This is a genomic window from Pseudomonas sp. BP11-1-1 (assembly GCF_052112105.1).
GTDB classification, from domain to species: Bacteria; Pseudomonadota; Gammaproteobacteria; order Pseudomonadales; family Pseudomonadaceae; genus Aquipseudomonas; species Aquipseudomonas alvandae.
Genome location: NZ_JAUTYU010000011.1, coordinates 86,656 through 112,898, shown reverse-complemented (window position 1 = coordinate 112,898; position 26,243 = coordinate 86,656). Strand labels below are relative to the sequence as shown.

Sequence of the window (26,243 nt, the reverse complement as noted above, 5' to 3'; positions counted from 1 at the left end):
GTTGCAATGCGCGAAGCCCAGGAACTGACGTTCACCACCCATGATGGCGTGGAGTTGTTCTACCGGCACTGGCCGGCTGTCGAGGCCACGGCGGGTGAACCCCGCCAGGCCGTGTTGTTGTTTCACCGCGGCCATGAGCACTCGGGGCGCATCGCGCACCTGGTGGATGAGCTGGATTTGCCCGAGTTCGAGTTTTTCGCCTGGGACGCACGCGGCCACGGCCAGTCGCCTGGCGAACGCGGCGACAGCCCGAGCTTTGCCACCAGCGCCCGGGACGTGCAGACCTTCTGCGATCACATCGGCGCGACGCATCAGATCGACGAACAGAACATTGCCGTGGTCGCGCAAAGCGTCGGCGCGGTGATCGCGTCCACCTGGGTCCACGATTACGCGCCGCGCATTCGCTCGCTGGTGCTGGCGTCGCCGGCCTTCAAGGTCAAGCTCTACGTGCCGTTCGCCCGTCCGGGCCTGGCGCTGATGCGCAAGTTCCGTGGCAACTTTTTCGTCAACAGCTACGTCAAGGCCAAGTTCCTCAGCCACGACCCGGAACGAGTCGCGTCCTACGACAGCGATCCGCTGATCACCAAGGCCATTTCGGTGAACGTGCTGCTGGGCCTGTACGAAGCCGCCGACCGGGTTGTAGCCGATGCCCAGGCGATCCAGGTGCCGACGCAGCTGTTGATTTCCGGTTCCGACTTCGTGGTGCATCGCAAACCCCAGGAGCAATTCTTCGAGCGGCTGGGCAGCCTGCACAAGGAAAAGCACATCCTGCCGGGCTTCTTCCACGACACCCTCGGTGAGAAAAACCGTGCGCCCGCCATCGCCAGCGCCCGCCGTTTCATCCTGCAAAACTTTGCCCGTCCGCTGGAGCGCCCTTCCCTGCTGGACGCCGATCGCATCGGCGTGACCTGCGCCGAAGCCGAAACCCTGGCGACGCCGCTGCCGCACAACTCGCTGCGTGACCTTTACTGGCGCATGACCCGCGCCAGCATGCGCTTTGGCAGCAAGTTGTCTGCGGGTGTGAAGCTGGGCTTCGACACCGGGTTCGACTCCGGCAGCACCCTGGACTACGTCTATCGCAATCGCCCCACCGGCACCTCGGCGCTGGGCAAGATGATCGACCAGAACTATCTGAACTCCATCGGCTGGCGCGGCATTCGCCAGCGCAAGGTGCATGTCGAAGAACTGCTGCGCCTGGCGATGGCCGAGCTGCGCGCCCAGGACCGCGAGGTGCGCATCGTCGACATCGCCGCCGGCCATGGCCGGTACATTCTCGAAGCGCTGCAAGGCGTGAGTCCGTTGCCGGAGTCGATCCTGCTGCGCGACTACAGCGACATCAACGTGCGCGACGGCAGTGCGCTGATCGTGGAAAAAGGTTTGGGCGAGATCGCTCGATTCGTCAAGGGCGATGCCTTCGATCGCCAGGACCTGGCAGCGCTCGAACCGAAGCCGACCCTCGCCGTGGTCTCCGGCCTGTATGAATTGTTCGCCGACAACCAGATGGTCGGCGGCTCCCTCGCCGGCCTGGCTGAAGCCGTGGAGCCCGGCGGTTTCCTGGTCTACACCGGCCAGCCATGGCACCCGCAACTGGAACTGATCGCCCGCGCCCTGACCAGCCACCGCGCCGGCCAGGCGTGGGTAATGCGTCGACGCACCCAGGCGGAAATGGACCAATTGGTCGAAGCAGCAGGCTTTCGCAAGATCACCCTGCGGGTCGATGAGTGGGGCATTTTCAGCGTTTCGCTGGCGCAGCGGGTCCAGTAATGAGCGCCGTCATCGCTCCAGCCCGCGAACCCGCGCTGTTGAAACCGGCGGTGCTGTGGCTGCTGTTGCTGGCGCCGCTGTTTTTCACCACGTACGGCTTCGCCACCTGGGTCACGGCCCAGCGTGACGACGTCGGCAGCCTGGTGTTCGGCTGGGAAAGCCATATGCCGTTCATGGCCTGGACCATCGTGCCGTACTGGTCGATCGACCTGCTGTACGGCTTGTCCCTGTTGCTGCCCAACAGCCGCGACGAACTCAAGCGCCACGCCTTGCGCCTGCTCACGGCCCAGGTGATCGCGGTCAGTTGCTTCCTGCTCTGGCCGCTGACGTTCACCTTCCCCCGGCCGGAAATGGACGGTGTGTTTGGCTGGTTATTCGAGGTGCTGGCGGGCTTCGACAAGCCGTTCAACCAGGCACCGTCGCTGCACATCGCGCTGCTGGTGGTGCTCTGGGTTTGTTATGAGCGCCACCTGCAAGGCGTCTGGCGTTGGTTGATGCACGGCTGGTTCGCGTTGATTGGCGTGTCGGTGCTGACCACGTATCAACATCATTTTGTCGACGTGCCGACTGGCGCGCTGGCCGGGTGGTTGTGTGTCTGGTTGTGGCCGCTGGACCGACCGAGTCCGCTGTTCAGTGCGCGCCTGACGACAGATCCTGCCCGCCGGCGCTTGGCCTTGCGTTATGGCTTGGGCGCGGCGGCGATGTTCATCCCGGCGTTTGCCTTCGGTGGCACATGGCTCTGGCTGATCTGGCCAGCAGTGGCGGTGCTGATGGTGGCGCTGAATTATCTGCTGTTCGGCGCGAGTGGGTTCCAGAAGCGCGAAGACGGTCGGCTGAGCCCGGCGGTGCGCTGGATTCTGGCTCCTTATCTGGCGGCTGCATGGATCAATTCCCGCCTGTGGACGCGCAAACACCCGCAACCGGATCAGATCATGGATGACGTCTGGCTCGGGCGGATTCCTACGTCGGCTGCGCTGAAGGGCAGTCCGTTCAGCGGGGTGCTCGACCTGTGCGCCGAGTTGTCCATGGACACCACGGCCATCGCCTACCGCTCCGTGCCAGTACTCGACCTGACCGCACCGACCGCCGAGCAATGCCTGGAGGCCGCACAGAAAATCGAGCAACTGCGCCAGCACGGGCCGGTGCTGGTCTGCTGTGCCTTGGGTTATTCGCGCAGCGCCACGGCCGTGGCGGCGTGGTTGCTTCACAGCGGCCGGGCGGCGAGTGTCGATGCCGCAATCGTGCAAATCCAGCGCGCTCGACCGCGCATCGTCTTGCACGCCGAGCACCGTCGGGCACTGGAACAGTTATCCACAGCGCTGGGGAATGCTCATGATCAGTGATATGGAGCTCCACACCGTGGCGAGCCTGTTGCGCCGCGGTCATTCGTTGGATCAACTGTCCACGGGGCTGACGTTGCTGGCGGCGCTGCTTGGGTTGGGGCAATGGCTGGTGGGCGTGATCGATCCGTGGTTACTGCTGTTGAGTGCTGCGCTTGTGGTTATCGGGGTGCTGGAAAAATACTGGGCGCTGCGCGTGGCATTTGACGCGGATCTGTTCCAGCGCATGGCGGACAGCACCCACTCCCTGGCCGAACGCACCTATGAACTGGATCAAGCCCTGACCGCGTTGGGCCTGCAACCCGCCGAACGCGCCGGGCGCCTGTGGACCGAAAGGCGGCACGGCGCGTTATTGCTGCTGCGGCGGCAGTCGCGGTTGCTGGCGATACAAGTTGTCCTGGTGCTGGGCTTCATCCTGGCCAGTCCCTGGCTAGCGTCAGGTATCTAGGAAGTTTTTGTGGCGAGGGAGCTTGCTCCCGCTGGGTTGCGAAGCAGCCCCAAAACCAAGCACTGCGGTGTGTCAGATTGGTTGCATTCAGCCTCTTGGGGGCTGCTGCACAGCCCAGCGGGAGCAAGCTCCCTCGCCACAGTGATACTTATGTTTCTCAGGACAAGGAATCCTCATGTTCGAACCCGTGGTCGCCAACCTCATCACCTCCGCCGCACGGATGGTCACCGGCGCTCGCAGCCTGTGGCTCGGCTGCGCGCCCAAGCCCGTGCAGCGGATCTATTTCGCCAACCACAGCAGCCACGGTGATTTCGTGTTGCTCTGGGCCTCGCTGCCGCCGGCGCTGCGCAAGCTCACCCGCCCGGTCGCCGGGGCTGATTACTGGCAAACCAGCCCGATGCGCCGCTACATCATCAACCGGGTGTTCAACGGCGTATTGGTGGACCGCGAGCGCAAGGATCCTTCCTACAGCCCCTTGCAGCCAATGCTCGACGCGCTGGAAAACGGTGACTCGCTGATCATCTTCCCCGAGGGCACGCGCAACCCGGACGAAGGCCTGCTGCCGTTCAAGAGCGGGATCTACCACTTGATGAAAAGCCACCCCGAAGTGGAGGTGATCCCGGTGTGGATCGCCAACCTCAACCGCGTCATGCCCAAGGGCCGCGTGTTGCCGTTGCCGCTGCTGTGCACGACCAGTTTCGGCGCACCGCTGTGCATCGAAGAAGGCGAAAGCAAAGAGCAATTTCTAGAACGCAGCCGCGCCGCGCTGCTGGCACTGGCCCCGGAGCACGTTTGACATGGATCGATATACCCTGATGTTGTTTGGCGGGATCGGCGCGATTCTGGTGCTGGCCTCGTTGGTCGGTTTCATCCTCAAGCTACGGACCAAAGGCGCGCCGAACTCGGTCATCGAGAACCTCAACGCGCGGATCAACGCCTGGTGGATCATGGTGCTGGTGATCGGCATCGCGTTCTGGCTGGGTAACGCGGCGGTGATCCTGTTGTTCTACGCGGTGTCGTTCTACGCGCTGCGGGAATTCCTCACCCTCACCCCAACCCGGCGCAGTGACTACCCGGCCCTGGTGGCGGCGTTCTACCTGGCGCTGCCGCTGCAATACCTATTGATCTACTACGACTGGTACGGGCTGTTCTCGATCTTCATTCCGGTGTACGTGTTCCTGCTGCTGCCGATCCTCGCGTCGCTGGGCGGCGACAGCACGCACTTCCTGGAACGCGCTTCGAAAGTGCAATGGGGCTTGATGATCGCGGTGTTCTGCATTTCCTTTGTGCCGGCGCTGCTGACCCTGGACATCGCCGGTTTTGAAGGACGCAACTTGTTGCTGATCGCCTACCTGGTGATCGTGGTGCAGCTCTCGGATGTGTTGCAGTACGTCTGCGGCAAGTTGTTCGGCAAACGCAAGATCGCGCCCAACCTGTCGCCCTCGAAAACCGTGGAAGGTTTTGCCGGTGGTATTTTCCTGGCCTCGCTGATCGGCGGTGCGCTGTGGTGGATCACGCCGTTCAATCCGTGGCAGTCGTTCCTCATCGCGCTGTTGATCAACCTGCTCGGGTTTGCTGGCGGCATCGTCATGTCGGCGATCAAGCGCGACCGTGGGGTCAAGGATTGGGGCCACATGATCGAGGGCCACGGCGGCATGCTCGACCGCCTGGACTCGGTGTGCTTCGCCGCGCCGATCTTCTTCCACCTGGTTCGGTATTGGTGGACTTGAGATAACCCTGTCCTGAGACACCGCTTACCCCTGTGGCGAGGGGATTTATCCCCGTTGGGCTGCGAAGCGGCCCCATAATCCGCGCATGCTGTGCGTCAGGTTGACCGAGTTACTTGCTCTTGGGACCGCTTCGCGCTCCAGCGGGGATAAATCCCCTCGCCACAGGGGCATTTGCACCCACCCAACAGGTACCTTGCCCTCGGTTCAATGCGCCAACATATTGTGATGCACGCTGTACATGATCCATAGCGACAGCCCCACCAGCAGCGCAATTACCACGGTGGAGAACACCAGCGCCGTCACGTTCCAGCGTTGATGCGGTGAGAAGTTGAGGTGCAGGAAGTAGATCAGGTGCACGACAACCTGGATCACCGCAAAAATCGCCACGACGCCGGCCGTCACAGACTTGGGCAGCGTGGGATACATCACCAGGGCGAACGGGATGACGGTGAGGATGACCGACAGCACAAACCCGGTGAGGTAGGATTTCACGCTGCCGTGACTGGCGTCGACGCTGCCATGAAGGTTGCTCATTTACATCACTCCAAACAGATAGACCACGGTAAACACGCAGATCCACACCACGTCGAGGAAGTGCCAGAACAGGCTCAGGCAGCCCATGCGCGTGGCGTTGACCGTGGTCAGGCCGTTGCGTTGGACCTGGAACATCACCACCGCCATCCAGATCAGGCCGGCGGTGACGTGCAGGCCGTGTGTCCCCACCAGCGTGAAGAACCCGGTGAGAAAGGCGCTGCGGTCGGGGCCGTAGCCTTCGCCGATGAGCTTCTGGAACTCATGGATCTCCATGCCGATAAACGCCAGGCCGAGGACGAAGGTCAGGCCGAGCCAGGCCAGCACCTTCTGCTTCTGCCCGGCGCTCAGCGCGAGCATGGCGAAACCGTAGGTAATGCTGCTGAACAGCAGGATGAAGGTTTCCGTGAGGACGTAGGGCAATTCGAAAATATCGGCGGCACCAGGCCCACCGGCCACGCTCTGCCCGAGCACCGCATAGGTCGCAAACAGCGTTGCGAACAAAATGCAGTCGGTCATCAGGTAGATCCAGAACCCGAACAGGGTCATGGAGCTTGCGTCCGAATGCCCGTGTTCGGATTCCGGCGCGGTGGCGTTTGGCTGGACGAGATTGGACATGATCAAGCCTCCGCCAGCATCTTGATGCGTTGATTTTCGATGCGCGCCACCTCCTCGGCAGGCACGTAGTAGTCGATGTCGTCATCGGCGCTGCGCCAGATCACGCCACCGATGGTGGCAACGAGCCCGACGATGGCCAGCCACCAGATATGCCAGACCAGGGCAAAGCACATGATCAGGCTGAACAGGCTGATGACCAGGCCCATGGCGGTGTTGCGCGGCATGTGGATGTTCTGGAAATCGGCCTCGACGGCGGTTTTCTGACCGCGCTCCTTCATGCCCCAATAGGCATCGATACCCTCCACCACCGGTTGCTGGGCGAAGTTGTAGAACGGCGGCGGCGAGGCGGTTGACCACTCCAGTGTGCGCCCGTCCCACGGATCCCCCGTCAAGTCGCGGTTCTGGTGGCGCTGGCGGATGCTGAAGTAGAACTGCAGGATCTGGCAGCTGACCCCGCAAAGGATGATGCCCACGCCCAGCAACTCCGCCAGCAGCCATGGCTCCCATTCGGGCACGTTGAAGTGGTTCAGGCGCCGGGTCATGCCCATGAAGCCAAGGAAGTAAGACGGCATGAAGGCGAAATAGAACCCGATGATCCAGCACCAGAACGCCGCCCGGCCCAAGCGGTCGTGGAGCTTGAAGCCGAACGCCTTGGGGAACCAGTAGGTCAGGCCGCACATATAGCCGAACACCGCACCGCCAATGATCACGTTGTGGAAGTGGGCGATCAGGAACAGGCTGTTGTGCAGCAGGAAATCCGCCCCGGGCACCGCCAGCAGCACGCCGGTCATGCCGCCGATGCTGAACGTGACGATAAAACCCACCGTCCACAGCATCGGCGTTTCAAAGCGCACCCGCCCGCGGTACATGGTGAACAGCCAGGTGAAGATTTTCACCCCGGTGGGCACGGCGATGATCATGGTCATGATGCCGAAGAATGCGTTGACGTTCGCCCCCGAGCCCATGGTGAAGAAGTGGTGCACCCAGACGATGAACGACAGGATGGTGATGACGATCGTCGCCCACACCAGCGAGTGATAGCCGAACAGGCGCTTGCGGCTGAAGGTCGACGCCACCTCGGAAAAGATGCCGAACGCCGGCAGGATCAGGATGTACACCTCCGGATGGCCCCAGGCCCAGATGAGGTTGACGTACATCATCGGGTTGCCGCCCAGCTCGTTGGTGAAGAAGTGCATGTCCAGGTAGCGGTCGAGGCTGAGCATGAACAACGTGGCGGTGAGGATCGGGAACGACGCGAGGATCAGCACCGCCGTGCACAGCACCGTCCAGGTGAACACCGGCATGCGGAAAAGGGTCATGCCCGGTGTACGCATTTTCAGGATCGTGACGAAGAAATTCACCCCGGTGAGCAACGTCCCGACCCCGGATATCTGCAAGGACCAGATGTAATAGTCCACCCCGACCCCGGGACTGTAGGAAAGCCCTGACAGCGGTGGATAAGCCACCCAACCCGTGCGGGCGAATTCGCCGACCGCCAGGGAGACGTTCACCAACATCGCCCCGGCGACGAACAACCAGAAACTCAACGCGTTGAGGAACGGGAACGCCACGTCCCGGGCGCCGATCTGCAAGGGCACGACGATGTTCATCAAGCCCACCACCAGCGGCATCGCCATGAAGAAAATCATGATCACGCCGTGGGCGGTGAAGATCTGGTCGTAGTGCTCCGGCGGCAGGTAGCCGGGCGAACCGTCGGACGCCATCGCCTGTTGCGTGCGCATCATGATCGCGTCGGAGAAGCCGCGCAGCAGCATTACCAGGCCGACGACGATGTACATCACGCCGATGCGCTTGTGGTCCACCGAGGTAAACCACTCGTTCCACAGGTAGGCCCACTTGCGGTAGTAGGTGATGGCGGCGATGCCAGCCAAGGCGATCAGCGCCACTACGGCGAGGGTCCACATGATGATGGGCTCATCCGTCGGGATCGCCTCAAGCGTCAGTTTTCCAAACATGCTGTTCTACTCCAGATCGTGTTACTGCCCTTGCTGCCGGGCCCCGACGGGTGATTCGATGCTGCCTTGCATGTGCCCCATGCGATGCTCGACTTCACGGGAGCGGTTCATGCCTTCGTACTTATCGATGATGCTCTGGAACAAATCCGGCTGGATCGAGGCGTAGTGTTCAACCGGGTGCTTGACCGTAGGCCGGGCGAGTCGCGCATAACTGTCCTTGTCCAAACGCCCCTGCCCCGCCCGTACGCCGGCGACCCACTTGTCGAAGCCCGCCGCATCGGTGGCCAGGGTCCGGAAGTGCATGTCGGAGAAACCCGGGCCGTTGTAGTTGGCGGCGATGCCTCGGTATTCCCCCGCCTCGTTGGCGATCAGGTGCAGTTGGGTCTGCATGCCGGCCATGGCATAGATCTGCCCGCCCAACGCAGGAATGAAGAACGAGGTCATGGCGCCGTCGGACGTCACGCGAAAGTTCACCGGTGTGTCCAACGGCATGGCCAGTTCGTTGACCGAGGCGATGCCCAGTTCCGGGTAGATGAACAGCCACTTCCAATCGGTGGCGACCACCTGTACCACCAACGGCTTGACGTCGGAATCCAGCGGTCGATAAGGATCGAGCGCATGGGTGGACTTCCAAGTGACCACCCCCAGAATGATGATGATCACCAGCGGCACACCCCAGACCACGGTTTCGATCTTGCGCGAGTGCGCCCACTCCGGCGTGTATTTCGCCTTCGTGTTAGAAGCCCGGTACTTCACCGAAAAGATGAACGCCATGACAATCACCGGTATCACCACCAGCAACATCAACAGCGTCGAGAGAATGATCAAGTTGCGTTGGTCAACGCCGACCTGTCCCTTGGGATTGAACAACACCATGTCGCAACCGCCGAGCAACAGCATCCCGCCGACCAGCAACAACCTTGATACGTAACAAGGCAGTCGGGTTCGCATGTCTTGGGCTTCGCTTATGGGTTGTTTGTCAGTTGCCGCGCGATCTTGTCCTTGATCGACAGGCGCTGCTCCTTGAGCCCGCGGAGGTCGTCATCCTCGACGTTGCCCGCCGAAATCGATTCGGCCGCCAACACTTGGTTATCCACATCCGTGTATTCATCGAGCAAGCGATCAAGTTCCGGGTCTTGCTGGCGCCGCTGTTGAACCGCCTCTTTGCTGCAATTCAAATCCTGGTAAAGATCGTGAGAAGCAGGCATGGCCTTCTCCTTTCAGCAGTGTTGTTGGGTACACGATTTTTAGAATTGGCCCCCACGCCTTAGTTGAGAGAAACATCCTGATACGGTGACGAACGGCATCGCTGGCAAAAAAAAGCCCACGAGACGTGGGCAAAGGGAAAGCGGATATATCGAGGGCCGCGTCAGGAGGATTGTCTACCGGCGGCCGAGGGCATTGCCGTGGAGTCCACCCGGACCGTGCGTGACTGAAGTATTGCCTTCTCCCACTCCCTGGCATCGTGGCTGCAAAAAATCTCGACGTGCCCGTCCTGAACCCGCGCCAGTTCCCGCAGGCGATCCTGATTGCGCATCCGTGCCGAGCGGCAGGTGTCCATCATGTATTGATAGAACTTCAGGCCCGGCGGGCAACGGCGCTCGGCTTGATGGACTTCATCGTGAAAAAAATACGCGTCGCCGGCATGCAGCATCCAGCCGTCAGGCGTGCGCAGGGCGATCCCGGCATGGCCGGCGGTATGGCCCTGCAGCGGCACCAGGAAAATGTCCTCTTCTTCGGCGCCGATCAACGCACGCACCGAATCGAAACCGAACCAGGTGTCGCCGTCCGGGGCATAGAACTCCCAATTATCGACGCCCTGCCACTGGCGCGCCTGGAACCGGCGCCGACTGATCCAGCTGTCAGCCGAGCGGGCCGCCGCCATTTCGTCGCGCATGACATGCACCCGCGCCTGGGGAAAATCCTGCAGCCCGCCGGCGTGATCGAAATCCAGATGCGTCAGCAGGATATGCCGCACGTCGTTGGCATCGAAACCCAGGCGCCGCACCTGATCCAGGGCCGTCAGGCGATGTTCGAACTTGATGTTGTTGAAGGCCCGGAAAAATCGACTCAATCGCTCGGGCGTCTGCACGTCCCGCTGGCCAAAACCGGTGTCCACCAGGACCAGGCCGTTGCTGTCGGTTTCAATCAGCAGGCAATGACACACCAGGCACGCCGTCAGCCCCCGGCTGTAGCCGTCGAACAGCTTCCCGCCCACCGGGCACATGCAACCGCAGTTCAGGTGGTGGATATGCATGGAGGCCTCCTGCACGAATGGCGTGTCGATTTCCGTTTTTTTCATGGACTCTTTGAAATCGACAGGAAGGCGACAGGTGCAATTCCGCAAAGGCGACAGGCGGTGGCTATGCCCGGGAAAAGATACCCTGTGGGAGCGAGCTTGCTCGCGATGGCGGCCGGTTAGTCACATGGATATCGACTGGTCCACCGCTATCGCGAGCAAGCTCGCTCCCACAAGGGGTTCGGTGTCAGGGGATCAATCGAGGATCAGATGCGGCAGGAACCGGCTCGAATCCTTGGTGATCAGGCTGTTGTCTTCCCGCACGCCAATGCCGGCCGCCTGGTCGCCGATGACCCAGGAACCGATCAGCGTGTAGCTGTCGCCGAAGCGTGGCAGTGGCGCGAATTCCTGGAGGATGAACGGCGCGTCGGTGTAGGGCCCGTCTTCCTTGACGATCAAGCCGTCAGCGGTCTGCAACTCGATGTTGGCGCCTTCCCGGGAAAAGAACGGCTTGCGCACCCAGCCCTTGGGCACCGCTTTGCTGGTGTCGGTGTCGAGGTGAGCCGCGAGCAGGTTCGGGTGGCCTTTGTTGAATTCCCACAGCAGGGGCAGGATGCCTTTGTTGGAGATGATCGACTTCCAGGCCGGTTCGAAAAACTGCGTATCACACTGGGCAATCGCTTCACCAAACGGCTCGTGGAAGATGAACTCCCAGGCGTGCAGCTTGAACAGGTGCGGAATCCAGCGCTCTTCCAAATCAACAAAACGCCCGTCACTGTTGAGGCCGATGTCTTCGACATTGATGTGCCGCGATTCAATGCCGACTTTTTCCGCGATCAGGCGCAAGTAATCCGTGGTGCCCTTGTCCTCCACCGAGCCTTTCATCGAGGCGAAATAGAACGGCTCCGTGAGCTGCAACTGGGCAAAGGCCTGGTGCAGCTTGGTGTCGATGCTGTTGAACTGGTCGGCATGGGCCGGCAGCATGCCGCGCTCGATGCACTGTTCCAGCCAGCCCCACTGGAACGCCGCCGCCTCGTAGAGGCTGGTCGGCGTGTCGTAGTTGAGCTCCAGCAGCTTGGCCGGGCCCGTGCCGTTGTAGGAGAAATCCATGCGCCCATACAGGTGCGGGTGGCCTTCAAGCCATGAGGTGCGCACCAGGTCGAAGAACGGCGCGGGAATGCTCAGGCGCTCCAGCAATTCTTCGCTCCGGACCACCCGGGCCACGAGGTCCATGCACATCTCATGGAGCTCGGTGGTCGGGTCTTCCAGGTCATCCTCGATCTGCTTGAGGGTGAACTGGTAGTACGCGCTTTCGTCCCAATAGGGTTCGTCGTCGATGGTGTGGAACAGAAAGCCGAGCTGCTCGGCGGTCTGCTTCCAGTCAGGACGTTCTGCGCACTGGATCTTCTTCATGGCGCTGGTTCCTCAACCGCCGGAGCTGCTGGAACCGCCCCAACCGCTGCGGGCGCTGGAACTGCTGCCGAAACCACCACGGGACGTGGAGGACGAGACGGACATCGCCTTGCTGCTCTTGATGGAGTCGGTGTAGCTGCCGTACCGCGCCTGGTTGGACTTGTTGAAGGTCGAACCTCTCGACACCCGCTGGCTGAGCGTCGAAGACCCGAAGTCGCCACGGTCATCGCGGTAGCGGTAGACCGGTTCGGAGTAATAGCTGTTGCGGTTGCTGCTCAACATGTTACCGATCAGCATGCCGGTCAGCAGGTTGCCGAAGCCGGAACCACCGACGTTCGCTTCCGACGCCGGCAATTGGGCCCGGGCGGCGTCGACCTGGGACTGCGTGACTTCGCCATCGGCACTCAGCTCGAAACCACCGAGCTTGGGGATGAACTTGCCGGCCGAGTCCTGCTGGCACCAATCGGGGACAAAGTCGGCATCGCAATCAGCCTGGCTGTCGTAGGTCGGCGCGATGCGACGGTGCTCGGCCATGGCGGTCATGTAGGCGTCGGCGCAGATGTCCACCGGCAGCTTTTCATCGACACATTGCTGGACGGACTGGAAGTTGTACTTCTTCTGCAACTTGTAGGTTTTTTCCGTTGGCCCGCAACCGGATATCGCCAGGGCGACCGATGCAGCCAGCGAAAGCTGGACGTACTTGCTTCGTTTCATCGGGATCTCCGTGGCGCGATCAGTTCGTGGAAGGCGTCATGCACGCGGCGTTCAACATGCCGACGCTGATGGCCACGGCGGCAATGTAGATACCGGCGGCGATTTCACCGTTCTTGATGCGCGCGGAAGCGCCCTTGAGTACCAGGCTGGTCACCAGGAACGCCAGCAACTGGACGACCGCGGCGATCACCGCCCAGACGACGAAGTCCAGCATGTTGATCGAGTAGGCAATCACGTTGCTGGCCGGAATGGCGAAACCGATGACGGCACCGCCCAGGGCGATGGCCGCGGCCACGTTGCCCGAACGGATCAGTTCGAATTCCTTGTGCGGTGTGACGCGGGTGTAGATGAACTGGAACAGCGCAAACAGCACGGCGGCGCCGAGGATGTACATGACAAAGCCGAGCACGGCGGCTTTGTTCAGGGAAATGGAGAGCGCTTCAAGCATGGACTTCTTCCTTATTCAAAAAGTGTTCAGGTCAGTGGTGTACAGCGAAATACCCAGCGAAGTGCTCAGGCTGACAGTGCCTTCGGCGTCCTCTTCGACGGAGAACAGCAGGAACTCCCGGCGATCCGTCAGGCCCGTGTCGCGGGCGTACAGCATCGAACAGTGTTCGACGTTGTAGGACTCGTCCGGATTGCTCACGCGCTCGCTCAACACCACCAGCTCCGTCTGTCCCGCCTCGGTGCCCCATTCGCGGGTGTATTCGACGCCGTCGTGGGTGTAGGTCGGCAGGCCGATCAGGCTTTCGGGGCCGGCGAGGCGACGCAACTCGGCCTCACTGTTGATCGTGACGTAGCTGAGGTAGTTGAACAGGATCACCGACTCGACCTGCCCGGCGACGTCACCGCTGGTGTGCACCTGCAACCAGTAGTCCTCGTCGTTCATGTAGGCGCGCGACAGCCAGTTCGACTGCCCGAGGTCGACGATGCCCAGGCTCCAGATCTGTTGGTTGGCCGGGATCACCACGGCGCTGTTGCCGTCGAGCAACAACTTGAGCGTCGCATCGAACATGACTTGCTTGCCAGAGGCCAGGCCCAGCGGCCCAACGACAGGTGTGCTGGTTGTCGTGTTCGCGTTCGGGGCCTCAAGCCCCATCAACTGTTTAAACCACCCCATGGGAAATATCCTTGAGACGCGTGGAAGCGATGTAGAAAAGTTCGCCGCCCATGACGCGGGTGGCGCCAGGCGGGTTGATCGATGGATGTCGGGCGCCCTTTGCGCGGTAACCGATCAGCGTAGCGTTGTGCTGCTCTTTCATGCGGGTGTAGAGGTCGCCGAACGTCGCTTCGAACGCCTCGGGCAGTTTCATCAGGTACTGGGTGGCGCCTTCGCCGACACAGAGCAATTCATTGATGACCACTGACGAGCCCGGGTCCTGGGAAGCACGCACCAGCATTTCGATCGCCATGCTCGAGGTGCATTCCAGGCTCGGCGCGTAGGCGCTGGCGAGGGCGGCAATCTCGCTGTCATTGAAATGAGCGACGACATGCCCGACCGGTCCCAGACGATTGACCGCCAGCACGGTGGCCAGGGTCAGGTCGTCGGAATGGGTGCGCACCAACACGCGTTCGGCGCCCGGCACGCCGGCACGTTGCAACAACGCGACGGAAGACAGGCTATCGCCCTTGATGTACGTGGCCTTGCCGGGCATGGGGTTTTCTTCGAGATCGCAATCGCAGATGACGATCAGGTTGTCATTGGACGTTTCGTCCTGCAGCAGCAGTTCAATGACCCGCTCGCTGGAAGCACCTTCCCAACCGATCAGAACCGTGTGACCGCTCTTACCGGTGAAATCGCCTTTGCCCTTCATGCCTTTTCTCCATACATCGATGACGCTGCTGGTGGTTTTGCCGATGACCGTCGTCAACAGGGCAATACCCCCGAGCATGATCCAGGTCGCCACGAAAATTCGCCCGGCGGATGTCTGCGGCAACAGGTCGCCATAGCCGACGGTGAGCGTGGTGGTGAGATAGAAGTAGATAAACGTGGCGGCGGTGATGAGGTGCTGCTCGCCCAGCAGCACCAGGCCGATCCAGGCGATGGACAAATGCACGCCCAACGCAATGGCCAGCCCCGCCCAACCGAAGCGATGGAAGAAGGACGACGCGTAGGTGCGCAACAGAAGGAAAATCGACATTTCGTCCCTGACTCCGTGGGGCTTGGTTCCTGGCGGGCTAATCGCTCTGGCATCCGAGTGCCCGAGCGTAGTGGCCGGACAGCATTAAACCTGTTGCGGGGCTTGGATAGAAGTACCTTGGCGACAATAAATCCGATGAGCAGGCAGGCCTGGCCCAGCCCTTGTGGCGAGGGGATTTATCCCCGCTGGGCCGCGAAGCGGCCCCCAAGTAGCGAACGCTACCTGACTGACACACCGAGGTGTCAGGTTTTAGGGCTGCTTCGCAGCCCAGCGGGGATAAATCCCCTCGCCACAGGTTCAGTGCGCTCAGGGTGATGAGCGCACCTGCACGACTTACTCAGCCGATTTTTTCTTCAGGCGTTCCAGGATCGCATTGGCGCTGCCTTCGTTCGGTGTGATGCCGGCATCGCGCAGCTTGCGCTCCAGGTCGGAGCCGGTCGAAGCCTCGGCCAGCTCGTCCTGGGCTTGCAGTTCAGCGGCACGTTGCTGTTGCTTGGCCTGCAGGCGGTTGAGGGTTCCGACGGCGGTTTCCAGCTTGCCATTGGCGCCGCCGCTGGCGATCGAGGCGCTGACCTGGGCCTTCTGCACGCTTTCCCGGGCCTTGGCCATGTCCACTTGCTGGCGCAGGCTCTTGATGCGGCTTTCGGCCTTGGTGATGTCCTTGCGCATGTTGTCCGCGTAGCCACCGAACTCGGTCGCGTGCTTTTGCTCGGCGTCCAGTTCGTTGGTCAGGGTCGAAATGGCTTCGGCCACTTCCAGCGCCAGGTCTTCGCGGTTGGCCTGGATCGCGGCCAGGGCCTTGGCTTCCAGGTCCTTGATCTTGGCGTTGTATTCGCCGACGCGATCGGTCGCCAGCTTGTGCTTGGCCATGATGGTGACCAGCTCGCGCTTGGCACTGGCCAGCGCGGTGTCGGCGTCGCGGATTTCCTGGTCGAGGATGCGCAGGGCCTGTTGGTCGACGATCGATTCGCCGACTTCGTTGGCACCGCCACGCAGTGCGGTGAACAACTTGCTCCAGATGGACTGGGTCATGGGAGGGTTCCTATTCGGCGAATTAAATGAAGAAGCGTTCGAAGGCTTCGCTGGCGCGCTGGACGTTGTCGACGAGGGTTTTGACCTCGGTGACGACGTTGGTCAGGCTGGAACCTGCGCTCAGGGAGCCGAACATGTTGTAGACGACCTGCCCGTTGGGCATGGACTCGATGCCGATGGACGACAGCGGGAACATTTCCCGGCTGCGCAACACGGCGTCGTTGAAGGCCGCGACGTCGTTGATCGACTCGACATCCACCAGCACGGTATCGACGATGATCTGGTCGCCGACCACGGCGATGTAGATCGGCAAGCCACCGAAGTCATTCATTTCCAGCTTGATGCTGGACTCGGCGCCTTGGACGAGGGAGAGGGTGATGTCGTTCGCGACCACTTCATCCAGAGCCTGAAGGGCGCTGTAGAGGCGATCGATGTTCCAGTTGTTACCTGCGCTCATGTAATCCTCCGACATGAATGGGCCAGCCAGAATCGGTTGGCGTAGCTGTTTCTCCATTTGCTTGAGCAGGCTTCGGTTTTCAGGAAGCACCCAAGTCTCGTGTTTCACATACCCGGCGGCACTCAGGCCCGCGCGCATCTGCTTCATGTAGAAGCTCGATGGCTTTTTCGCGGAGGGTTTGGCGCGCTCTCCCGTGCGGCTCGCTGAATCGGTCACAGACCCGTCATCCGGGTCTGATGGAGAGCTGGTTGACATGGTACTGACCCCACTGTGAAAAACTCACGCGTGAGAAACACTACAGGTACTTTCCAAGCCTCACAATAGCTCACGCGTGAGATTTTTCTGAATCACAAACACCGACGAACCCTGTGGGCTGACCGCTTTTGTGGCGAGGGAGCTTGCTCCCTCGCCACAGGGGTCATCACATGCGGTCTTACGGATAGCTAAAGCTCTTGACCAACGTCAGCTCGCCCACCGCCCGCATCGGCACCACGAAGGTCTCCATCTTCTCGCTCGGTGTGCCTTCTTCGGTGATGACAGTAACTTTTGCCGTGGTCAGGGCTTGTTGCGCTTGCTCCACTGGTTCGCCATCGCCCTCTTCATCCTCATCACCGCGGTACCCGCCGCCGTAGTAGTTCACATACACCAGGTATTGGCCCTTGATCGGCGCGGGCATGGCGAAGATTTCCGGGCCGTAGCCGGTGGTGACGTCGACATCGAGGGCAGCGCCGTTGGCGACGGCGCGGTCGCCGTACCAGATGTGCGCGCCATCAGGCGTGACGAGGTGCAGGTCCAGGTCGGTGCCGTCGCTGTCCCAGGTCAGCAACACCCGCAACTTGGCCGGGGTGGCGCCGCCGCTGGTGTTGAGGAATTGCGTGCGGTGGCGCTGCTGGCCATCGGCGCTGCGCACCTCAACGCTGTTGCTGCCATTGGGGAACGAGAACGGCCGATCAAAGCGACCTTCCTCGTCGAGCTTCAATGGCAAGCTCACGCCGTTGACGATGAGTTGGCCCGGCTCATTGCTCTTCGGCGTGCCTTTGATCTGGCCGGTGATGCGGGCGGTGTTGGCCTGGCCTGGGGGCGTGTTGACCGACGAGGCCGGGTAGTTGACGGTCTGGCTGAAGCTTTCGCCCTCGCCGCCCGGCGCACCGCTGCGCCAGCCGCCAATGGGGGTTTCCAGCTTGATGGCGTCGGCGGCGATGGTCGGGGGCAACGCGGTCAGGGCGCAGAGCAACAGCAAGACCTGTGGATAACGGAGTGTCATGGTCTATTCCAGCAAAAGGTGACGGGCGAGCCCTTCGATATAGTTTTCGTCCTGGCCATTGGGGTGAGCCTCAAAGGCCAGGTGCAGATATTCATGGGTCAGGTCGAGGCGGTCTTGCAGCGACAACACGCCGCGCACATAGATGCGCTGGCGTTCGCGGTCGACATAAGGCCGGCCGAAAGAGACGCGGCAGACCGCGAAGGCGCTGATTTCGTTGTAGCCGACTTCGCTTTCCAAGCGCTGGCGCCAGCCTCGCCGCTGTTTCAGCAGCCACTCCTGGGCGGCGGGCAGCGCTTCGCAGGACGCCACCGGATTGTCCCAACGGCTGAGACTGGCACGTGGATAGGCGTGCAACAGGATCGCGTCGTAGCGCTGGCCGCCGTTCGCTTGCTCGACGGCCTGGGCCCAGGACAACTTGTCCGGGCCGGGTTGATCGGAGTGATATGTCACATCGGTGCCGCCCAGGACCAGGTCGCTGGTCCACGCGGCAATCGCTCGGGTTTCAGGCGCCGCCGGACGCGGCGCGACGCGCTGGCGATGGCTGCTGTCGTCGATGCTCAGGCAATCGCCGTTGCGCTGGGCGTTTTGCAACAGGTAGGTGCGGATCGCCACGGCCAATGCCTTGGCCGCTTCGGCGGGTTCGGCCTTGGCTTCGCGCTGCAGGACCCGAGCGACGTATTCCTCCCGGTCCAACCGCGCGACCAGTTTGCCAGGCAGCAGGAACAGTTCGCCGTCGCTGTGGATATCCAGCTGGTTGCCGTTGCTGAACTCGACGCGGTAGTCGCCGCGCAGTTGTCCCGGCGTGGCTGGACGTTCACCGGACATCACTCGTTGCAAGGGATAGCGAGCAAACAACCCCACTTCCACGCAACGCCCGGTTTCCGCCGGCCAACGGGATGGCAGTGCCATGGCCAAGCCATCGCCATATTTCTTCAAGACCTGCTGGCTGGTACCGCGTCCACCGGCCCAGACGGGCGTGCCATCGACCAGCCAACCAGCGAAACCGCCCTGGCGCGACGAAGGCCCTTGATCGCCCAGCCAGCTCCAGGTCTTGACCCGCAGGCGACCGCCCAACTGACCGACCAACCGACCATCCGCCGCGCCAAGCACTACGTCGAGCAACACCCGACGAGCCTGATCCTGGGCCGGCAGCGTCGCCAGCGCCTTGAGCAGCTCTGCCACGGGCACTTGGGTTTGCGGCTGCAAGGCCGGCAGGTCCTGCAACCATTTCGGCGTCTGCCGCGCTTGCCAGTAATCCCGCCAGCCAGGCGCCGAAAGTCCGAGCCGTTGCGGTTCGAAATACAAGCCGCAGGACTTCACCAGTGCCTGGTCGCGACCAATGCTCTGCCCGGCGTTGCAGCAATAGACTTCTTCTTTCGATTCGCCCCGGCATTCATAGGCCGGCTCGCGGGCATCGGTGTCCACCAGCCAGGCGTAGACGAAGAGTTTCCACAAGCTGCCCAGCGGTGCCTGTAACGAATCGGGCAACGGCTGGCGGTCCAGCACCTGGGTCTGGCTTACGCGCAACAGTTGACCGTCGAAGGCCAGGCGCAGCGGCTCCTCCTGCGCTGTCGCCAGCGCAGGAATCAAGCACAACCACCACCAGCCCCAACGCCTGCGCATGTCAGTCGACCGTCACCTGACCGAGCGCCGGTTTCTGTTCGCGCGCCTGGTTCTGTGGCGCGTAGACCTGAGTGAAGCGCACCGGCGGCAGGGTGAACTGACCCTTCTGGGAGAAACGCACCAAGTGCCGCAGGCGCAGCTCGCCACTAAGGGCATCCACCGGCACGGCGTAAGCCATCTGGCCCGGCTCGAAGCGGGCCTTTTCCAGGGACGTCGGCTCGCTGTCGGCCTTGCCCATCAATTGGATGCCCCAGGTGGTGCGTTCCACATCGGCGCCCGGCGGCAGCGGCACTTCGAGCATGCCGTAGCGCAGCGGCGTCGCGGCCTTGCTGTTGATGATCACTTCATCCAGATAGAGGGCGTCACTGGACAACGGCTTGTTGCCCACGGCTTCGAGCTTGAAGGTGAACGCCTCGTCGCCTGGCACCAGGCGCGACAGGCGACGGGTGATCGACACGGCCATCGGCGCCACGGGGGCTTGCTGGCTCTGGAAGCTCAACGCCGCTTGCAATGGACGCTCCTGGGCGCCGGTCAGGGTCAGTAGCGTTGGAAGCTGCGCGCCCTGCCATTGCCAGTAGGTTTCGCCGGTCGCGCCTTGCTTGGCTTTCCAGCCTTCGCCCGGCGCCAGGGCCACGGCCGGCGCGGCCTGTTCGATGCTGCGCTGCAACCAGGTCAGGGCCAGTGCGCGTTCCAGGGTGGACTGCTGCGGCAGCACGCGCTCCAGCAATGCGCTGGCGCGAGCCTGATCGAAGCCTTGCACCGACAACAACAAAGCCTCGACGAACGGCTGGGAGCTGAGTTCCAGTTGCTGTTGCGCGGCGTCGGCCTGACGGCTGAACGCTGCCGGCAACGGCACTTTCGCCTGCTTGGCGAGGGACGCGGTCAGGACACGGGCGCTGGCCAGGCCAAGGGCCGAATCCGGCGCGTACATGACCAGGCTGTCCTCGCCGCTGTCCAGCACGCTCTCGGTGCTGTCTTCACTGGCCTTGGCCAAGTCATCCATCAGCCCACTGAGCAAGGTGTTCACCGGCAATTGCATCTGTTTGGCGAACGACAGGATCAATGCGCGCTGCAACAGCGGCGTATCGCCGGCCTGCTTGGCATAGACCTCCAGCACCCGCTGCCAGTGTTCCGGCGGCAGGTTCAGGTCCAGGGCCTTGCTGGCGTTCCAGTCGGCGTAATAGGCATAGGCAGTGAGGAACGCGTCCGGCTCGCCGTCCTGGCCCCACCAGGTGAAACTCGCCGAAGGCCCGGCCATCTGCACCAGGCGCAGGCGGCTGTTTTGCATGATCAACCGCAAACGGTCGCGGATCTGCGGGTTCGACGCCAGGGTCGGATACGCGATGCTCAACGGCAGCAGGCGGCTGGCGGTCTGCTCGACGCCGCCATACGGATAGCTGAGCAGGTCGTCCAGGGCCGAACGGAACAGCGCTTGCGGGCTGTCATCCAGGCGCAGGCGTATATCGCTGGCGTCCGCCGGCAAGTTCAGTGGCGTGTCGCCGCTGGCCACGTCGAGGCGTTGGCTCTGGGTGACTTGCCAACCGTTGCCGCTGGCATTGAGGTGCATGGCCAGGGCGTCCTGGGTCTCACCGTTCAACTGCAACTGGACGGTCAGGTCGCCGTCGGTCAAGGCCATGGCTGGCAGCGCGACGTAGTTGATGCCGTTCTTCAGGTCCGCCACCACGCGCTGTTCGGCGCCCGCGTAACGGATCAGCAACTCGGCCTTCAACGGTTTCTCGGACTGGCTGAAAGCGAACAGGCCCAGTTGCGGCTTGTCGCCCGTGCGGAAGTGGGTCGGGCCGCTCCACTTCAGGTACAGCGGTTTTTCCGAGGCGATGAACTGTTTCTTCTGGCCGACTTGGCCATCGTCGGCGATCGCCTTGGCGGTGATACGCCAGCGGGTCAACGAGTCCGGCATCTTGAAGGTAAAGCGCGCCTTGCCGTTGGCATCGGTGACCAGCTCCGGTTGCCAGGCGGCGGTGTCGACGTCTTCGCGACGCGGCCGTTCCAGCACCTTGACCCCACGCTCGCTGCGGTTGGCCTTGCCCGGCGCGCCGGGGCTGCCTGGCAGCGCCACGTCGTAGCTGATGAAGGACAGGCTGGCGCTGGTGCGCACGTTGTTGCGGCGCGGATGGTAGAAGAACTGGTCGATGGTCGGTGCGACTTCCGGTTGCAGCGCGTAGACCATTTCATCGACAACGCTGACGGTCAGGTGCGCGGGAATCGCCTTGCCGGCGAACTGGGTCCCCAGGTCGACGGTCACCGTGTCGCCCGGGCGATAGGTGGCTTTATCGGTGGTGATCGCGACGTCGATCTGCGGCGCAACGACCTTGATGCCGGCGTTCTGGAAGCTGTATTGGCCGCCCTTGGTGTACAGCACGGAGAAGGTCAGGTTCGGCGCGAAATTATCCTTCACGGCAATGCGTGCGCGGTACTGGGTGTCGCTGAGTTTCTCCATTTTCAGCCAGTCGGCGCCCTTGGAGAGCATCGCGGTGGCCTCGACCTTGTCCCGCTCAAGCGACAGCAACGCATCGCTGACCGGCTCGGGGAAGGTGATCAGCGCCAGGGCTTCGTCACCGGTCTTGTATTCGGTTTTGTCGAGGACGATTTCGACCGTGCCCGGCACGGCCTTGATGCCTTCGCCGGTCACCGCATGGCTGGTCGCGCCGATGACCCGGCCATGGTCGTCCTTGAGCGTCAGGTTGTAAGTGCCGGGGCGGTCGAAGGTCAGGCTGAAGCCTTTGTCCTTGGCGGCCAGTTTGCCTTCGCCGGTGGTCTGGTCTTCCAGACGGACCCAGCCATAGCTGCCCGGTGTCACGGCCTTGCTTTGTTCGCTGCCGCCTTCGTTGGCGTAGCTGAACGCGACTTTCTCGCCGGCTGCGCTGAAACGGCGGGGCGCGCCCAGGCGGAAATTCGCCGCGCCGCGGTCGATGAGGATTTCCTTGGTGGTCTTGACCCGATACGCCGCGCCATCACTGGCGAACACGGTGAGGGTGTAGCGGCTCGGCTTGTCAGCGGCCGGCAGGTCGAGGTTGGCGTTGCCCTTGGCATCGGTGGTGACTTCGCTGCTGGTCAGCTCCACCGGGAATTGCCCCAGGTATTGCAGCTCGTTATCGACCATCGACAGTTGCTGGGCGCGCAGGCTCAGGCTGACCTTGGCGTTCGCCACCGGCTTGCCGTCCGGGTACAGCAGCACCAGGTTGCCCTTGACCGGCTCGCCGGTGCGGTAGTCCTGCTTGGCCAGGTTCAGCGCGATCTCGAAGTGCGGCTTGATGTATTCGGCTACGCGGAAGGCGCTGCTGTAGAGCTGGTCCTTGTAGCTGAAGCGCAGCTCGTAGCCACCGGCCACGGCGTTTTCCGGCAGTTGGAAACGGCCTTGGGTGCCGGCCTTGGAATCGAGCTTCAGGGCCAGGGTTTGCAGCGCGGTGCCGGTAGCGTCGAGCACGCTGACGTTGACGTCGGCGGCCGCTGGCTGCACCGAGTCACGGGCGTTCTTGAACTCGCGACCGACGATTTTCAGCGACACCCAATCCCCCGGCCGGTACAGCGGCCGGTCGGTGAAGGCGTAGAGCTTGGTGTCGTAGATCTCGCTGTCGTAATAGAAGTTCTCGGAGACGAATACCCCGCCCTCCTCGTCTTCGCCGATGACGAACGAACGCTCCGGGCTGACATGCTTGAGGCGCAGCAGGCCGTCTTCATCGGTGGCCCCGCTGCTCATCACGCCCAGGCCGTCAGTCCACAGCACATTGACCTTGGGCACCGAGCGCCCTTCATGCTTGCGCGCGGCCCAGACCAGCAATTCATCACCGGCGATCTTGCTCACGGCCACGGTGTTGGACACGAAGACCATGGTGGTCGCGCGGTATTTGCCGATCAGTGCTTCCACCAGGTACAGGCCCGGCTTCAACTGGCCCAGCGGCACATAGACGTTGCCTGGCGCGACGCTGACGAACTCGCTGGACGAACCGGCCAGGTTGACGCCCGCCGGCGGCTGGATCGGCTTGGCCTGCCACAGCGGATAGCGGAACTGGCTGACCACTGGCAAACCGGGGATCAAGGCGAATTGCGCTGGCGCGTCGTACGGCGTCGGCGCAACCAGGGCGTCGCCGATCTTCAGTTCCGGCACTTCTTCGGTGACCTGCTGGCGGGACTCGTAGGAGAACGCCCGTTGCATCACCCGACGGGATTTGCGGTACCAGTTGTCCCACAGGTACGCCAAGGTGTTCGACAGGCCCTCGCCCTTGAACTGGCCGTCGCTGACCACGCGGTGCAGGTTCTTCTGGCGCTTGAGGAACTCCAGCGGTTTTTCGATCCGATAGACGCGGATATCAGCGCCGCCGTAGGGCTCCATGCGGAACCGGCGGTAGTCGCGCCCCGGTGCTTCGAGGCGGACCATGGCTTGCTCGTCGCTGGCGAAGCTGCTGTCGGCCAGCAGGAAAAAGCTTTCACCGGACACCGGCGTATAACCGCTGGGCTCCACGGTGTCTTCGGCATTCACCAGGGGCGCCAGCAACAGGGCGAACAGCAGGGGCAGTTTTGAACACAAGCGCAGCATGCGGGCACCGGTCATTGGGTGAGAAAGTTGAGTCGATAGACGCCGATGAAGTTGGGGTTGGCTGCGTCGGGTATCCATCGGGTGTCCTTCCAGTTCATGAGTTGTTGCAGGCTTGCGGAGCGCATGCCGTTGTCGGTTGGGGTGGTCGTGCCGGTGTGATAGGCGATGTAGCGGCCCATCCAGATCATCAGGTGCTGGTCGTCGCCCTGGTCGAAGAACATCAGGTCGCCAGGCCGGGCCTGGGTGACATCCCGGCCCACCAGGCGGCTGTTGAACTGGATCAGCTTGATCGCGTTGACGTAGGGCCCGACCTTGCCGCCGCCCTGCTGCCATTGCTGGGCGAGGCTGCGTTGTGCATCGCTGAGCGGCAGCTCCGGCGGCAGGTAGCGATTGGACAGGCCATTGCTGCGCAGCCATTTTTCATCGTGGACCTTCAGTGCTTCGTTGGCGGCGAAACGCACCAGCCCGGCGCAATCCTGCTGATACCAGCGTGGGCTCGGGCCTTTGGTCAGTTGTTCCTGGGCGATGCGCACGAACCAGGCACGGAATACCTGGGACTGCTGCGCGTCCAGCGCCGGCGCCTCGACGGCAAGCGCAGGCCCACCGAGCAGCAACGCCAGCAGCAACCCATACGCGCGGTTGCGGATCTGTCCTGTCACAGCGCTTTCCATTCCAGCGGCAGCCACTGCCAATGGCCGTCCGGCTCGCTGCCTGCTGGCAACGTCAGGGCGTATTTGCCGTAGCCGCCAAGGGTGCGCAGTTTCGGGATCAGGTAGGTTTGCGCGGCGTTGTAGAACACCGGTTCCATGTCCTGGGGCAGGCTGTCCAGGGTTTCGCGCTGCATCAGTTGCGCCATGGAATCCGGGCCGAAGTAGACCGGCATCAGCAGATCCTTGGGCACCACGTCAGCCATGGGCGGGAAGCGTTTGTCGAGGGTGCCGAGGGCCTTGTCGACCAACTTGTCATCGAGGGAGAACAGCAAGGTCGAACCGTGGCGCGCCAGGCTGACGCGCATGAACGCCTTGCCGGTAATCGCCTCGGGCTGCTGCGCTTCCTTGGCCGAATAAGGCCCGAAGTTGGAACTGACCTGGCGTTGCCATTGGTGCGTCGAACCTTCTTGCTTCTCCACCACCGGAAATGCATGTTCGGCAACGTTGTTTTCATAGGCGCCGACCATCGAACCGAACAGGTTGCCCAGGTCGGCATCGAGCTTGCCGTCGTCTTCGTTCAGGCTCGCCACCAGCAGCGGCGTGTACAGCCGGGAATCGGCGTACCAGCACAGGCCTGCCGCGCCCGCCACGTGGTCGACCATGGCCTGGGCGGCTTTTTCCTCGGCGCCGAGTTTGACCAGCAACGGTTTCTGTTGCTCGGCGGCCAGGGGCAAGGCCACGCAGGCGCTGGCGCCCATGGGCATGGCTTGCCAGATCGCCTTGAAGTCGAAGTCCGGCTGGTTTTCCAATTCATCCATGGCCAGGAAGCTGTGCCAGCCCTTGTCGTCCATGTCGAAACGCAAGCCGGCGAAGTTCGGGATGAACCGCTGGTAGCCCATGGCGAGCACGCTGGCGTTGACGGAGATGCGCTGCTTGACCTCCGGGGCCTTGGCCGTGAGGCCGAAGGCTTCGGGGAAGAGTTTTTCGCCGGCCAGCAGCGCCTCGAGGGCCTGGGTCGAGACCATGCCACGTTCGTCGGTAGGGCCATGGCCTTGGTCGTAGAGCTTGGTCGGGTTGGACAGCACGACCAACTTGTCGCCATGGGAGGCGAAGACCAGGGATTTGCTCGCGTTATAGCTGAGCTGGTAGAGCGCGACTTCATCGCCGCTCACCTTCAAGTCACCCAGCTTGCTCAACTGAGTGTCATCCAGGGCGACTTTCGCCAGCGGCTCCAGGACCTTGGCCAACCCGCCGCGATCCATCACCAGCAGGAAATCCTTGAGACGACCGTCCGCCCCGCGCCACAACGCCACGTCCGCCGGCTGGTCGAAAAGCTGCTCGATCAGGCTGTCCTGCAGCTTGAGGTCATGCTCATAGATGATCCGGCGCAGGCTGCCGATCAGGCCGAGGCGGTCGGCGTGGGCTTCGTAATAGAAGACGAAATCCTCGGTGAGCGTGGCCTTGAGGAACGGCACCGCCAGGAGATCCTTGGGTAACTGGCTCAGGGAATGGGCCTCGATCAAGCCGTCGGGACGACTCACGCCGAGTTTTTCCAACGCCAGCTCCATGGGCGGCGCCTTGGGCTTGGTCATGAACCAGCCCAACCCGCCGGCCGCGCCGGCCACCAGGCACAGCCCGAGCAGAATCGCCGGCCAGCGGCGTCCAGGTTTGGCGACAGGTGTCGGCGTGGTCGGGGAAGCAGTGTTGTCGCTCATATTCACAAGGGCCTGTTCATCCGTGGAGCGGAT

General features: G+C 62.4%; 23 protein-coding genes. 5 read left to right on the top strand and 18 right to left on the bottom strand.

Features of this window, described 5'->3' with window-relative positions:
• Positions 1 to 6 precede the first annotated feature (6 nt).
• The 5 genes from Q7C33_RS20415 to Q7C33_RS20395 all read left to right on the top strand — a co-directional run bounded on the left by Q7C33_RS20415 (position 7) and on the right by Q7C33_RS20395 (position 5,282).
• Positions 7 to 1,764: a bifunctional alpha/beta hydrolase/class I SAM-dependent methyltransferase gene (locus tag Q7C33_RS20415; RefSeq protein ID WP_407684043.1), complete on the top strand. Its 1,758-nt coding sequence runs from the start codon at positions 7 to 9 to the stop codon at positions 1,762 to 1,764.
• Positions 1,764 to 3,107 (top strand): phosphatase PAP2/dual specificity phosphatase family protein, encoded by a 1,344-nt coding sequence (locus Q7C33_RS20410; RefSeq protein WP_407684042.1) that lies wholly within the window; start codon positions 1,764 to 1,766, stop codon positions 3,105 to 3,107. The genes Q7C33_RS20415 and Q7C33_RS20410 overlap by 1 nt, the downstream gene beginning before the upstream one ends.
• Positions 3,097 to 3,552, top strand: a complete 456-nt coding sequence (locus Q7C33_RS20405; protein ID WP_198796683.1) for a hypothetical protein — start codon at positions 3,097 to 3,099, stop codon at positions 3,550 to 3,552. Before Q7C33_RS20410 ends, Q7C33_RS20405 begins: the two co-directional genes overlap by 11 nt.
• A 175-nt stretch (positions 3,553 to 3,727) precedes the next feature.
• Entirely contained in the window at positions 3,728 to 4,348 is a 621-nt protein-coding gene (locus tag Q7C33_RS20400; RefSeq protein WP_030140428.1) for a lysophospholipid acyltransferase family protein, read from the top strand.
• 1 nt (position 4,349) lies between these two features.
• The gene (locus Q7C33_RS20395; RefSeq protein WP_030140429.1) at positions 4,350 to 5,282 is read left to right on the top strand and encodes a phosphatidate cytidylyltransferase; all 933 of its coding nucleotides are present in this window, start codon (positions 4,350 to 4,352) and stop codon (positions 5,280 to 5,282) included.
• 204 nt (positions 5,283 to 5,486) lie between these two features.
• On the opposite strand, the gene cyoD is transcribed toward Q7C33_RS20395, so the two are convergent.
• The 18 genes from cyoD to Q7C33_RS20305 form a co-directional block, all read right to left on the bottom strand.
• A complete protein-coding gene (gene cyoD, locus Q7C33_RS20390; RefSeq protein ID WP_407684041.1) occupies positions 5,487 to 5,816 on the bottom strand; it encodes a cytochrome o ubiquinol oxidase subunit IV in 330 nt (109 codons plus the stop codon).
• On the bottom strand, positions 5,817 to 6,431 hold the full coding sequence (gene cyoC / locus Q7C33_RS20385; protein WP_407684040.1) for a cytochrome o ubiquinol oxidase subunit III: 615 nt from the start codon (positions 6,429 to 6,431) through the stop codon (positions 5,817 to 5,819).
• A gap of 2 nt (positions 6,432 to 6,433) precedes the next feature.
• Entirely contained in the window at positions 6,434 to 8,407 is a 1,974-nt protein-coding gene (gene cyoB / locus Q7C33_RS20380) for a cytochrome o ubiquinol oxidase subunit I (RefSeq protein WP_217860433.1), read from the bottom strand.
• 21 nt (positions 8,408 to 8,428) lie between these two features.
• On the bottom strand, positions 8,429 to 9,358 hold the full coding sequence (gene cyoA, locus Q7C33_RS20375; RefSeq protein ID WP_198796681.1) for a ubiquinol oxidase subunit II: 930 nt from the start codon (positions 9,356 to 9,358) through the stop codon (positions 8,429 to 8,431).
• 14 nt (positions 9,359 to 9,372) lie between these two features.
• Complete coding sequence (locus Q7C33_RS20370; RefSeq protein ID WP_030140434.1) at positions 9,373 to 9,615, bottom strand: YdcH family protein; 243 nt, start codon at positions 9,613 to 9,615, stop codon at positions 9,373 to 9,375.
• A 161-nt stretch (positions 9,616 to 9,776) separates the two neighbouring features.
• Positions 9,777 to 10,664 (bottom strand): MBL fold metallo-hydrolase, encoded by an 888-nt coding sequence (locus Q7C33_RS20365; protein WP_030140435.1) that lies wholly within the window; start codon positions 10,662 to 10,664, stop codon positions 9,777 to 9,779.
• A 237-nt stretch (positions 10,665 to 10,901) separates the two neighbouring features.
• On the bottom strand, positions 10,902 to 12,059 hold the full coding sequence (locus Q7C33_RS20360; RefSeq protein WP_407684039.1) for a glutathionylspermidine synthase family protein: 1,158 nt from the start codon (positions 12,057 to 12,059) through the stop codon (positions 10,902 to 10,904).
• Between the two features lie 12 nt (positions 12,060 to 12,071).
• A complete protein-coding gene (locus Q7C33_RS20355) occupies positions 12,072 to 12,773 on the bottom strand; it encodes a DUF1190 domain-containing protein (protein ID WP_030140437.1) in 702 nt (233 codons plus the stop codon).
• A gap of 19 nt (positions 12,774 to 12,792) precedes the next feature.
• Positions 12,793 to 13,221, bottom strand: a complete 429-nt coding sequence (locus tag Q7C33_RS20350) for a DUF350 domain-containing protein (RefSeq protein ID WP_030140438.1) — start codon at positions 13,219 to 13,221, stop codon at positions 12,793 to 12,795.
• 15 nt (positions 13,222 to 13,236) lie between these two features.
• Positions 13,237 to 13,893, bottom strand: a complete 657-nt coding sequence (locus Q7C33_RS20345; RefSeq protein WP_407684038.1) for a DUF2491 family protein — start codon at positions 13,891 to 13,893, stop codon at positions 13,237 to 13,239.
• Positions 13,880 to 14,914, bottom strand: coding sequence for an ion channel (locus Q7C33_RS20340; protein ID WP_030140440.1), 1,035 nt, complete (start codon positions 14,912 to 14,914; stop codon positions 13,880 to 13,882). The genes Q7C33_RS20345 and Q7C33_RS20340 overlap by 14 nt, the downstream gene beginning before the upstream one ends.
• Before the next feature lie 333 nt (positions 14,915 to 15,247).
• On the bottom strand, positions 15,248 to 15,946 hold the full coding sequence (locus Q7C33_RS20335) for a PspA/IM30 family protein (protein ID WP_407684037.1): 699 nt from the start codon (positions 15,944 to 15,946) through the stop codon (positions 15,248 to 15,250).
• Positions 15,947 to 15,968: 22 nt separating this feature from the next.
• On the bottom strand, positions 15,969 to 16,550 hold the full coding sequence (locus Q7C33_RS20330) for a YjfI family protein (RefSeq protein WP_198796680.1): 582 nt from the start codon (positions 16,548 to 16,550) through the stop codon (positions 15,969 to 15,971).
• Between the two features lie 286 nt (positions 16,551 to 16,836).
• A complete protein-coding gene (locus tag Q7C33_RS20325; RefSeq protein ID WP_407684036.1) occupies positions 16,837 to 17,667 on the bottom strand; it encodes a YfaP family protein in 831 nt (276 codons plus the stop codon).
• Between the two features lie 3 nt (positions 17,668 to 17,670).
• Positions 17,671 to 19,290 (bottom strand): DUF2300 domain-containing protein, encoded by a 1,620-nt coding sequence (locus tag Q7C33_RS20320; protein WP_407684035.1) that lies wholly within the window; start codon positions 19,288 to 19,290, stop codon positions 17,671 to 17,673.
• A 1-nt stretch (position 19,291) separates the two neighbouring features.
• A complete protein-coding gene (locus Q7C33_RS20315; protein WP_407684069.1) occupies positions 19,292 to 23,860 on the bottom strand; it encodes an alpha-2-macroglobulin family protein in 4,569 nt (1,522 codons plus the stop codon).
• Positions 23,857 to 24,516, bottom strand: a complete 660-nt coding sequence (locus Q7C33_RS20310; protein WP_334598398.1) for a DUF1175 domain-containing protein — start codon at positions 24,514 to 24,516, stop codon at positions 23,857 to 23,859. Before Q7C33_RS20310 ends, Q7C33_RS20315 begins: the two co-directional genes overlap by 4 nt.
• Entirely contained in the window at positions 24,501 to 26,210 is a 1,710-nt protein-coding gene (locus Q7C33_RS20305; protein ID WP_407684034.1) for a DUF2138 domain-containing protein, read from the bottom strand. Before Q7C33_RS20305 ends, Q7C33_RS20310 begins: the two co-directional genes overlap by 16 nt.
• Between the last annotated feature and the right edge of the window lie 33 nt (positions 26,211 to 26,243).

Coding starts and splice junctions, on each gene's coding strand:
- Q7C33_RS20415 (WP_407684043.1), top strand. CDS start 7: ATGCGCGAAGCCCAGGAACTGACGTTCACCACCCATGATGGCGTGGAG.
- Q7C33_RS20410 (WP_407684042.1), top strand. CDS start 1,764: ATGAGCGCCGTCATCGCTCCAGCCCGCGAACCCGCGCTGTTGAAACCG.
- Q7C33_RS20405 (WP_198796683.1), top strand. CDS start 3,097: ATGATCAGTGATATGGAGCTCCACACCGTGGCGAGCCTGTTGCGCCGC.
- Q7C33_RS20400 (WP_030140428.1), top strand. CDS start 3,728: ATGTTCGAACCCGTGGTCGCCAACCTCATCACCTCCGCCGCACGGATG.
- Q7C33_RS20395 (WP_030140429.1), top strand. CDS start 4,350: ATGGATCGATATACCCTGATGTTGTTTGGCGGGATCGGCGCGATTCTG.
- cyoD (WP_407684041.1), bottom strand. CDS start 5,816: ATGAGCAACCTTCATGGCAGCGTCGACGCCAGTCACGGCAGCGTGAAA.
- cyoC (WP_407684040.1), bottom strand. CDS start 6,431: ATGTCCAATCTCGTCCAGCCAAACGCCACCGCGCCGGAATCCGAACAC.
- cyoB (WP_217860433.1), bottom strand. CDS start 8,407: ATGTTTGGAAAACTGACGCTTGAGGCGATCCCGACGGATGAGCCCATC.
- cyoA (WP_198796681.1), bottom strand. CDS start 9,358: ATGCGAACCCGACTGCCTTGTTACGTATCAAGGTTGTTGCTGGTCGGC.
- Q7C33_RS20370 (WP_030140434.1), bottom strand. CDS start 9,615: ATGCCTGCTTCTCACGATCTTTACCAGGATTTGAATTGCAGCAAAGAG.
- Q7C33_RS20365 (WP_030140435.1), bottom strand. CDS start 10,664: ATGCATATCCACCACCTGAACTGCGGTTGCATGTGCCCGGTGGGCGGG.
- Q7C33_RS20360 (WP_407684039.1), bottom strand. CDS start 12,059: ATGAAGAAGATCCAGTGCGCAGAACGTCCTGACTGGAAGCAGACCGCC.
- Q7C33_RS20355 (WP_030140437.1), bottom strand. CDS start 12,773: ATGAAACGAAGCAAGTACGTCCAGCTTTCGCTGGCTGCATCGGTCGCC.
- Q7C33_RS20350 (WP_030140438.1), bottom strand. CDS start 13,221: ATGCTTGAAGCGCTCTCCATTTCCCTGAACAAAGCCGCCGTGCTCGGC.
- Q7C33_RS20345 (WP_407684038.1), bottom strand. CDS start 13,893: ATGGGGTGGTTTAAACAGTTGATGGGGCTTGAGGCCCCGAACGCGAAC.
- Q7C33_RS20340 (WP_030140440.1), bottom strand. CDS start 14,914: ATGTCGATTTTCCTTCTGTTGCGCACCTACGCGTCGTCCTTCTTCCAT.
- Q7C33_RS20335 (WP_407684037.1), bottom strand. CDS start 15,946: ATGACCCAGTCCATCTGGAGCAAGTTGTTCACCGCACTGCGTGGCGGT.
- Q7C33_RS20330 (WP_198796680.1), bottom strand. CDS start 16,550: ATGAAGCAGATGCGCGCGGGCCTGAGTGCCGCCGGGTATGTGAAACAC.
- Q7C33_RS20325 (WP_407684036.1), bottom strand. CDS start 17,667: ATGACACTCCGTTATCCACAGGTCTTGCTGTTGCTCTGCGCCCTGACC.
- Q7C33_RS20320 (WP_407684035.1), bottom strand. CDS start 19,290: ATGCGCAGGCGTTGGGGCTGGTGGTGGTTGTGCTTGATTCCTGCGCTG.
- Q7C33_RS20315 (WP_407684069.1), bottom strand. CDS start 23,860: ATGACCGGTGCCCGCATGCTGCGCTTGTGTTCAAAACTGCCCCTGCTG.
- Q7C33_RS20310 (WP_334598398.1), bottom strand. CDS start 24,516: ATGGAAAGCGCTGTGACAGGACAGATCCGCAACCGCGCGTATGGGTTG.
- Q7C33_RS20305 (WP_407684034.1), bottom strand. CDS start 26,210: ATGAGCGACAACACTGCTTCCCCGACCACGCCGACACCTGTCGCCAAA.